Source organism: Veillonella sp. 3627 (genome assembly GCF_003992195.1).
GTDB lineage: Bacteria > Bacillota > Negativicutes > Veillonellales > Veillonellaceae > F0422.
In genome coordinates, this window is record NZ_RQVG01000007.1 from 112,512 (window position 1) to 121,857 (window position 9,346).

The 9,346-nt window shown below is 41.9% G+C and carries 6 protein-coding genes; all 6 read right to left on the minus strand.

Annotation, left to right across the window (positions count from 1 at the left end; translation table 11 throughout):
- Positions 1–16 precede the first annotated feature (16 nt).
- Positions 17–1,258, minus strand: coding sequence for a serine dehydratase subunit alpha family protein (locus EO114_RS05055; protein WP_127061884.1), 1,242 nt, complete (start codon positions 1,256–1,258; stop codon positions 17–19).
- Positions 1,259–1,404: 146 nt separating this feature from the next.
- The gene (menC, locus tag EO114_RS05060; protein WP_127061886.1) at positions 1,405–2,544 is read right to left on the minus strand and encodes an o-succinylbenzoate synthase; all 1,140 of its coding nucleotides are present in this window, start codon (positions 2,542–2,544) and stop codon (positions 1,405–1,407) included.
- Between the two features lie 117 nt (positions 2,545–2,661).
- Positions 2,662–3,498 (minus strand): 2-succinyl-6-hydroxy-2,4-cyclohexadiene-1-carboxylate synthase, encoded by an 837-nt coding sequence (gene menH, locus EO114_RS05065; RefSeq protein WP_240629063.1) that lies wholly within the window; start codon positions 3,496–3,498, stop codon positions 2,662–2,664.
- 1 nt (position 3,499) lies between these two features.
- Complete coding sequence (gene menD / locus EO114_RS05070) at positions 3,500–5,308, minus strand: 2-succinyl-5-enolpyruvyl-6-hydroxy-3-cyclohexene-1-carboxylic-acid synthase (protein ID WP_127061888.1); 1,809 nt, start codon at positions 5,306–5,308, stop codon at positions 3,500–3,502.
- Positions 5,309–5,617: 309 nt separating this feature from the next.
- Complete coding sequence (locus tag EO114_RS05075; RefSeq protein WP_127061891.1) at positions 5,618–6,760, minus strand: isochorismate synthase; 1,143 nt, start codon at positions 6,758–6,760, stop codon at positions 5,618–5,620.
- 282 nt (positions 6,761–7,042) lie between these two features.
- Positions 7,043–9,175 (minus strand): YadA-like family protein, encoded by a 2,133-nt coding sequence (locus EO114_RS05080; protein WP_127061893.1) that lies wholly within the window; start codon positions 9,173–9,175, stop codon positions 7,043–7,045.
- Between the last annotated feature and the right edge of the window lie 171 nt (positions 9,176–9,346).

Here is a 9,346-nt window from a genome sequence, read left to right on the forward strand (position 1 = left end):
ACCAATAATGCATAGATTACTTTTCTAACATGGTTTCTAGGATGACAACATCGGTTTGCTTCATTCCTTCACGGGCAATGGTTGCTACCGTTTGCACCGTATGGTCAATGTCTTCTTTTACAATACCTTGGCCTGCTTTAAAGCTATTATCTGTCTTTGCTTGTGTATAGGCTAATAAGGAATTACCAAGGGACATACCAATTTTCATAGCACAAGATGCTTTTGCTCCATCGCAAACCACACCGGATGTGCCTGCTAATGCATTTGATAATGTTTCCCAAACTACTTCCTTGGATTCATTAAGCAAGAATGCTACACCAGCGGCTGTAGCAGAAGCAGCACTCACTACACCGCAATAAGCACTCAAACGACCAATATATTGTTTAATGTATAGGGCTAACACATTGGCTAAGGCTAAAGAGCGCAACGTATGGTCACGATCGATACCGTATTCTTTCGCATACATCATAATAGGTACAGATAATGTAATCCCTTGGTTACCACTACCGCAGTTAATCATTACCGGCATAGAACAACCGTCCATGCGTGCATCAGATCCAGCAGCTGCATAGGCACGAGCTTTATCCGCAATGGAAGAAGAATTAGAAATAATCAATTTACCAATGTTGGAACCATAATTGTTTTTCATACCTTCTTCAGCAATAGCCATATTCAAATCTAGTTGTGGTCCTAAAATATCTTCCAACTCTTTTGCATCTACAGTACTAGCAAATTCATAGCAAGAGTCAAAGCACAATTCCATGGAGTGTTTAGCCACTTCTTCTGCAGATAAGGCAATCAACACTTCTCCGTCTTTTTCTGCGTAAGAAATAGTGGTATGTGTGTTTTGAACAATGACCTTAGACGTATGTTCACCAGCGACGGCAGTGACTTCGATGAATAAGTTTTCTACCCCTTCTGCTAGCTCAATATCACAGTAATCCGCTTCAAATAAACGGTCTGCTTCTACCACTTGATCATGAGTAAGGTCTTCTAATACTTCTAATTCTTTCGCCGCAGTCCCTACTAAGGTGCCTAAAATAAGACTATAATAAATACCCGTACGACCTTCTGAATTAGGAATGGTCACACTTTTTGCATTCTTAATAATATTGCCACTTAACCGACCATGAATGTGATCTGGTCGAACGCCCAATAGTTCTGCCGCTTTCGCCGCTGCAAATGCCAAGGCGATCGGCTCCGTACAACCAAAGGCCGGTTTTACCTCACGTTTTAATAATTCTATGTACTCTGTCATACAAACCTCCTACGTATCTATGTAAAACAACGATACATTCCACCTCTACTTGAAATGCATCATATCTGTATATGTCATATAGTTTCATACACTACTTGTATATTGTATCATACCACATCCACAACCTATACAAGTATATAAATCCGTTATAGGTGCCATAATTTCTTATGTATGCAATACGCCTCTAACGCCTCTATATCAACGTCTACACCCAATCCAGCACCATTAGGCACCTCTACAAACTGTGAAAGTCTCTCTGTACTGCAGTTTTTTATTGTACTAATAATAGGCGGTCGAGTCAAATCTCGCTCAAAATAGCGTAACGAATCTGACAAATCTCCCGGCATATAGGCATCGCCTAGAGCCGCTAATTGTACATGCATCCATTTAGAAATACTCGATTCCACCATGGATCCAATCCAGTACTGGATTCCATGGTCTCGACAATACTGAATGACCTTAGCCGTTTCTCGAAGACCACCTAAACGACCCACTTTTACATTAAGTACATCCAACAAGCCATGCGTATGGGCATAGACCAAATCATCATACCCCAAAATCGATTCATCTAAACATATAGGAGTCGTAATATCCCATTCATGAGTTGACTTATATTGATGGTACATTTTTAAACTTTGTATTTGAAAGGGCTCTTCTATACAGGCCAAATGAAACCCCTGTAAGACCCGCACCTTATCCACATCTTCATAGGTGTAACTTTGATTCGCATCCACCGCTAACATAAGGTCTGGATAGGCTGAACGCACTCGCTGTACTCGTTCATAGCCATCCTTAGGGGATACTTTCAGTTTAATACGCTCACACCCTTGTGACACATAACTAGACACGGCATCCACCAAAGTATTCAGAGGAACCTCACCTATAACAATACCTGTAGGTACGGTCAAAGCTAAGGGCTGCTGTAACACGTATTCTACCGTATTGACCCCTAAATGAGCACATTGCAGATGGAGCAAGGCATTTTCCACAGATGCCACAGTCATAGGCATTCCTTCCATCAGCCATTGTTGTGGCAATGTGGTTGTTGTTTCTTGCCCCAACAGGTTTGGTAAATACCTCGTGCATAAGGTATCCCAACAAGATACCGCCGTTTCTTTTGTATAAAAAGGGTCTACGAAGGCCACGCATTCGCCGTAGCCTACATAGCCCGCTTCATCTTCCAAACGAACAATGAGAGTATCCCTGACACCTACTTCGCCCTTTGCCGTTTTGAAAGTAAACTTCATCGGTAGTTGCACATGGTACAGGGTGATATTTGTAATCATAGGACACCTCTCATTTCTATCATATCACTAGAACTGTATATACCTAGTTAGCTTCATAACATGAACTATCTATGACTGCATGACATAGAAGACTCCATTGTATGACTAACACATCCCCTAATACCTACTATAGAAAAATCGTTCCAGTATCTGCCGATACGCCTCTGGTGCTTCCACATGTACATTATGACCCACCTGCGGTACAATACGATGAACATCACCAAAATATTTAGCACCAATGGCTGTATATTTTGCATCTAGCTCACCGCTAATATAACAAATGGGCATGGTTAGCTCCGATAATCGATGTCCTACGTAAGGCATCGTCCCCTGTCCACTTCCTTCCAAGGTGAAAGCCAATGCATGGGGGCTATTGAGCAAGCGCCGCCCTCTAATCTGCTGTTGCACCTTTGTAGGTAAACCTTGTTGTGTCTTAAAAATCTCTAGCTTAGCCCACGTCTCGCTAAACCAAGTGATATCATGCGCCCGAATCCGTTCAGCCAGCCCTTGATCGGCTACATAGCGGTCTTGTCGTCCCCCTTCATCTTCTATGCCTACCGAGCCACTTTCTAAGATGAGGTGCGTTACCTCATGGGGGTACTCCAAGGCATAGAGTAAGGCTAGCCTAGCTCCCATGGAATACCCCATGAGAGCATATCTTTCACCGGCTACGGCATAGATAACCCGATGCAAATCACTGAGCATCTGAGGCAGTTCATAAGGTTTTAATTCCATAGGTCGAGCCGATCTACCATGACCCATACTATCGATACGTATCAGTCGATACCCGCTGACCTCAATTCCATCCCAGGTAGACCCGGATTCGGAAAATCCATGAAAACAAACTAACGGTTTTCCCGTACCCATTACAGTCACCCCATAGTAGTATTCTCCCATGTGGATCTGCATACGTTGCATATCTAAGGTTCGTATATCTTGAATCATCGGTCTCATATTATTGCACCCGATAGACCTTGTGTAACTCACGACTAATTTCTTTAGAGGTAGGCACTTCAATGAGGTGAATCCCCTCTGTACCGATATAGTGTTGCATCGCCTGTTCTAACTCTGCATTCGTAGTGACTTTTACATAGTCCAGGCCATACATGGTCGCTAAGCCACTGTAATCGATGCCTTGCGGTGTGTTGAATAGGTAATCGAAATCGTCCGTCCCTTTTTGTGGCAAATATTGGAAAATACCGCCTCCATCATTGTTATGTAATATGATGGTCAAGTTCATCCTCTGAGTTTTTCCAATGGCTAAACCGTTCATATCGTGAAAGAAACTTAAATCTCCCGTCAGCATCACCGTTGGTTTTCCATTCGTACTAAGCCCTAACGCCGTAGACACGGTCCCATCGATACCATTGGTGCCACGATTTCCATACACCATAGCTTGCGATCGTCCAGCGGCCCAGAAATAGTCCATATCACGAATAGACATACTGTTCGCCACCAGAAGTTGGCCCTCATCGGGCATCATTTGTTGTAACATGTGAATGGTACGGCCTTCAAATAGATTTGGTTCCTCTTGGACTTTGTCTAATTGTTCACGGCTGTTAGATTCGATTTGTTGCCATACTCTAACATACTCTAGATCCGATACTGTATAGCAAGTATATGCTGTGTTAGATTCCTCTAATCTATGTCGATGATTGATATCTGTGATGTCCTGTTCCAGTCCAAATTTATAAGAGCTAGCGCCTTCCACGTCACTCTTGTCTAATAATCCCTGCACTGTATCGCCTATTCGACTACCTAGACCCAACACAGCAAATAAGCCACGATAGATCTCCGCTAAGAATACCTCTACACTCGCCATCACATGTATGGTAGTTGTCAAGCTAGGATTCACCACCTCTGCATTAGGGCTAACGGTAATATAATCGATGTCCGTCAAGGTCCCCATCCATTGTTGAATCCGTTTTGACACAGGGATTTGTCCCAATTGGATGACCACATCAGGTCGCAACTCTTCCCATTGTTCATGATGAGCCAAGAACGCATCATAGGTACTGATCACTTTTTCGTATTGACGCAAATTAGACAAGGGATCACCGATGACAGCAGCGCCAATCCGATCTGCGAAGTCTACAACTACTTTCGGATTCGTCACAGTAGGACCACCCAAGATGAGCACTTGCTTTCCATTGAGTAACGATGCCAAGGATGCTATCTCCTGATGTTTCACAAGTCGGAATGGTTTCGCACTACGCCCCTGTTTAAAATACTCCTCCTCACGATTGGGCACCAAAGGCTCAAACAAAGGCACATTGATGTGTACAGGACCTAGTTTGCGGTCACTCGCTTTCAAATAGGCACGACGCGCCACTTGACGAGGGTACGTGTAGTAGTGACTTTCACTAGGCACAGACAATTCCTCATAATAGTTCACGGCGGTGCCAAAATATTTCTGTTGATCAATCGTCTGCGGTGCCCCCACCTGTTGCAAGGTGTACGGACGGTCGGCGGACAAAATAATCATAGGCACACCGCTGTGCTTGGCTTCCACCACAGCTGGACCATAATGGGTCAACGCAGACCCCGATGTGCACACTAACACGGCTGGTTCGCCTTGTGCTTTAGCAATGCCCAATGCCATAAACCCAGCGGACCGCTCATCAATATTCATATACGTGTGAAAGCCTCCATGGCTTTGAAAGAGCATGGCTAATGTAGTGGACCGTGAACCAGGACTGAACACCGCATGGCGCACCCCTAATTGGTATAACTCATCCACCAAACTTGCTATATATTCATTCATATCGTATCTCCCATACCAACCTTTGGTATTGTACTATATCTAATAGTGACTATCTACTATGTATTATACCATTGTTTTTAGATTCTGTACGTATCCATATGAGTAGCACTAGGTACCTATCTAATACCTAGACGCCCCTATCTCATTCATAATTAACTGACATACATAGACATGGGTTCATAACAAAAAAAGGAATGCTGATTGCTCAACATTCCTGTTTAACTTCCTGTATCTGTTCAATACATCGGTACGGATTCATCATCCTACCCTATGGCATGCCTAATTGGATCTGTACGTGGATGTATCATCCTACAAGGCATCCAATATAGTACCCATTTTGTTGATGGTTTCTTCGTACTCTTCATCGCTATTGGATTCGCTCACAATACCGCATCCTGCATAGGCATAGAGTCGGTTATCCATGATAAGGGCAGACCGAATGGCAACTACTAGAATGCCATCCCCCATGTCTTTCATAAATCCAAAGGGCGCCGCATACATACCACGCTCATGGGCTTCGTACTTCGCCAGTAAATCCATTGCCAGTTCTCGTGGCTCGCCCCCTAGGGCTGGTGTAGGATGTAACAATTGACCCCATTCGATGAGCGATTTCGTACTATCCTTAGCGGTGATAATGGTCCGCAAATGATATAACCGTGAAAGCTCCATAATCCCTGTCTCTCCTACGGTCACATCCTCCGTTACTTGTCGCATCGTATGCACAATACGATCTCGCACAATATTATGCTCCAACCGATTTTTATGGTCATTTAGGAATCGCTCTTTCGTCCACGCCTTAGGACCAAACTTTGGTGCTGTTCCTGCCAAAGCATAGCTTAAAATTTCATCCCCTCGATGACGCACGAGAATTTCAGGGGATGCCCCCACGAAAATACGTCCTTCTTTCTCATAACCAAAAATAAAGCAATTCGGGTTATTCTCCACCAAACGGTCTAATATACTCACCACATCAAACTTTGTAGGGCTGGTAAATTCTACTTCACGAGAAGAAACCACCTTCGTCATGCGCCCATCATGGATATTTGTCAAAATGGCATCCATCAAGGTATCCCAATCTTGTTTATCATCACTGGTTTCTGTGAAAGCGTGGTCTACGCGCTCAATCTTATGGCGCTGTATATCTACGCCCTCCCCTGCATGCAGATAAAAGGACTCCCCATTTTCTACAATATAGTAATGGGTGAAAGCCACCATTTCATGGCCCATATTACTCCATTTTTTATCTTTTACAGTAGGGAAGAAGGTGCCCCCATAAAATACGTACGCATATTGTTCCCTGTCGATATCATCTTGTACCACCGCCAATCGTTTGGCGCCTACCACCACACGATCACTTTGACGGTCCACCCAAAAGACCCGTTCTTCCCCCTCAAAGTTTAGCCAAAACTCCAAAGGATTGTCTAATTGTAAAGGCTCCTTAATATATTTCATATGACTCCTCATCGTCCCTAATCCCTAAGTAGGGACACGTTATATAGATTCTATTACAATTATACCACACCTGTGAAACTCTAATGCAGTCTTAGTATGTCACTACATGGGTCACTATTCTAGTCTAGTCATTGAACACTTAGATAAAAACATATATTGATTCATATAAAAAATACATGTTAGGATACCCCAAAATAGAGTATACCTAACATGTATTCCTGTCATAATCTTAGTGTCTATACACTAGGAGATATCCTAGTGATCTATTCTCTAAGTTATTTCTTATTTAGCTTGTAATTTTGCGTAGATATCGTACAACGCTGCTTTTACTTGTTCGTTTTCAGCTGTTAAACGATCTACTGCGCTTTGTAATTCAGCTACTTTAGAGGAGTTCATTTTTGCACCTTCGCCGCTGCCAAATCCAATTGTAACACCAGCATTAGCCATTGCACCGTTGCCGTTACCGAAGCTTACGCCTGCATGGTACATTAAGTTTTCGCTAGCATAGTGAGCTGCACCTAATGCTACAGCAGTTTTACCACGGTATGTACCAACACCTGCCATTACTTGAGTAGTTTGACCAGGGTTGTATTGTAAAGGTTTCAATGCTGCTAACGCCGCTGCATTAGCACCTACAATTTTCACATCATTTTCAACAGTCGTTAAACGAGCTTCATGGTTTTTGTCTTTTTCTTGTAAAGCAGCAATGTCTTGACCATATTTATCTAGTTTAACTGTAGAAGAATCTAAGCCACTAAGTTTTGTTTCTAAAGCCGCTTTTGCTGCATTTACTTTTTCATCTGCTTTTGTACCAGCTTCTGTAATAGCTTCTGTTTTTGCTGTATCGATTTTGCCTTCTAATTCTGTTTTAGCTGCTGCCACTTTTTCATCTGCTTTTGTGCCAGCTTCTGTGATAGCTTCTGTTTTTGCAGCTTCAGATTTAGTAGTAGCTGCTTGAGCTGCTGCATCTGCCGCTTTTTGAGCGTTCATTGCTTTAGTATCTGCTGCGTCTGCCGCTTTTTGAGCGTTCATTGCTTTAGTATCTGCTGCATCTGCCGCTTTTTGAGCGTTCATTGCTTTAGTATCTGCTGCATCTGCCGCTTTTTGAGCATTCATTGCTTTAGTATCTGCTGCGTCTGCTGCAGTTTTAGCTTCTGTAATTTTACCATCTTGAGCTTTATTTTCAGCTTCTAATGCAGTATCTTTTGCTTCTAAAGCTTTTTTAGCTTCTTCAAGAGCTTTTGTATTAGCATCGATTTTACCATCTTGTTCAGTATTTTTAGCTTTTAACGCATCGATTTCTTCTGCTGTTTTAACTAAGCCAGTTGCTACTGTTTTGATATCCTCTTTATTTTCGTTTACAGCTTCGCCTAATTCTATACTTTTTTCTACTATTTCTTTAATGTAGCCTGTGTTTTTAGCAATACTTTCAGCATTTGTATTAATACTATCAACATTGTCATTAATAGCTTTTGTATTATCGTTAATTACTTTCTCATGATCTGCTAATTTTTTATTAGCTTCGTCAACTGCAGTAGTATTTTTATCGATGGCTGCTGTATTCGCATCGATGGCATCACCATTATCTTGGATATCCTTCTTCATCTCTGAGATTTTGTTATTGATACCAGTAAGAGCTTCATCATGTGCTCTATCTGCATCTTCAAGAGCTGTAAACCGATCATTAGCAGCTTTAATATCAGTGGCAGAGTTATATTTAGCTTCTAGATCAGTAACTTTGTTAGTTAATTCTGTATCTTTTGCTTCTAAGGCTTGTTTTGCTGTAGCTAATTTACCCTCTGCATCAGCAATCGCTGCTGCTTTTGCTTCGTCTGCTTTTGTACCTGCTGCTGCGATAGCTTCTGTTTTTGCTGTATCGATTTTGCCTTCTAATTCTGTTTTAGCCGCTGCCACTTTTTCGTCTGCTTTTGTTCCAGCTTCTGTAATAGCTTCTGTTTTGGCTGTAGCAATTTTGCCTTCTAATTCTGTTTTAGCCGCTGCCACTTTTTCATCTGCTTTTGTGCCAGCTTCTGTTACCGCTGCTTCTCTAGCTCCATCGATTTTACTATCTATTTTTCCTACTGCTGCAGTATTAGCTTCTACCTTTGGTTTTAGCTCATTAATTGCTGCTTCGTTAGCTTCAGATTTTTGTTTATTCGTAGCTACTTGTGCATCACTTGTACTATCTACTGTATCTTTAATGTTAGCAATTGTAGCATTCATTGTACGAATATTAGATTCTACAGCCGTTAAACGTGTCTCTACATCAGCTGCATTCACAATCCCCACACCATTTGCTAAAACCAAAGCTGCCACTACAATAGCCGCTTTTTTCCCATGAGACTTCGCAAACTCGGATGTTACTACATAGCATTGTTTTGTTGCACTATACACAACTTTAAAAATTTGATTCATAGTAATCTTTCTCCTCTAATCTAACACTCAAATATAATAATACTGATAAAGCTGATAAAGTGTAGGCATCATTACAAGTAACTCTCTCTACAATTTCATCTTACCTTCATAATAGCAAAGTTTATTAAGCAAATCAATAAAAAATTTCAAAAATAATACCACCAGTTTGGT

Coding starts and splice junctions, on each gene's coding strand:
- EO114_RS05075 (WP_127061891.1), bottom strand. CDS start 6,760: ATGAAATATATTAAGGAGCCTTTACAATTAGACAATCCTTTGGAGTTT.
- menC (WP_127061886.1), bottom strand. CDS start 2,544: ATGATTACAAATATCACCCTGTACCATGTGCAACTACCGATGAAGTTT.
- menH (WP_240629063.1), bottom strand. CDS start 3,498: ATGAGACCGATGATTCAAGATATACGAACCTTAGATATGCAACGTATG.
- EO114_RS05080 (WP_127061893.1), bottom strand. CDS start 9,175: ATGAATCAAATTTTTAAAGTTGTGTATAGTGCAACAAAACAATGCTAT.
- menD (WP_127061888.1), bottom strand. CDS start 5,308: ATGAATGAATATATAGCAAGTTTGGTGGATGAGTTATACCAATTAGGG.
- EO114_RS05055 (WP_127061884.1), bottom strand. CDS start 1,258: ATGACAGAGTACATAGAATTATTAAAACGTGAGGTAAAACCGGCCTTT.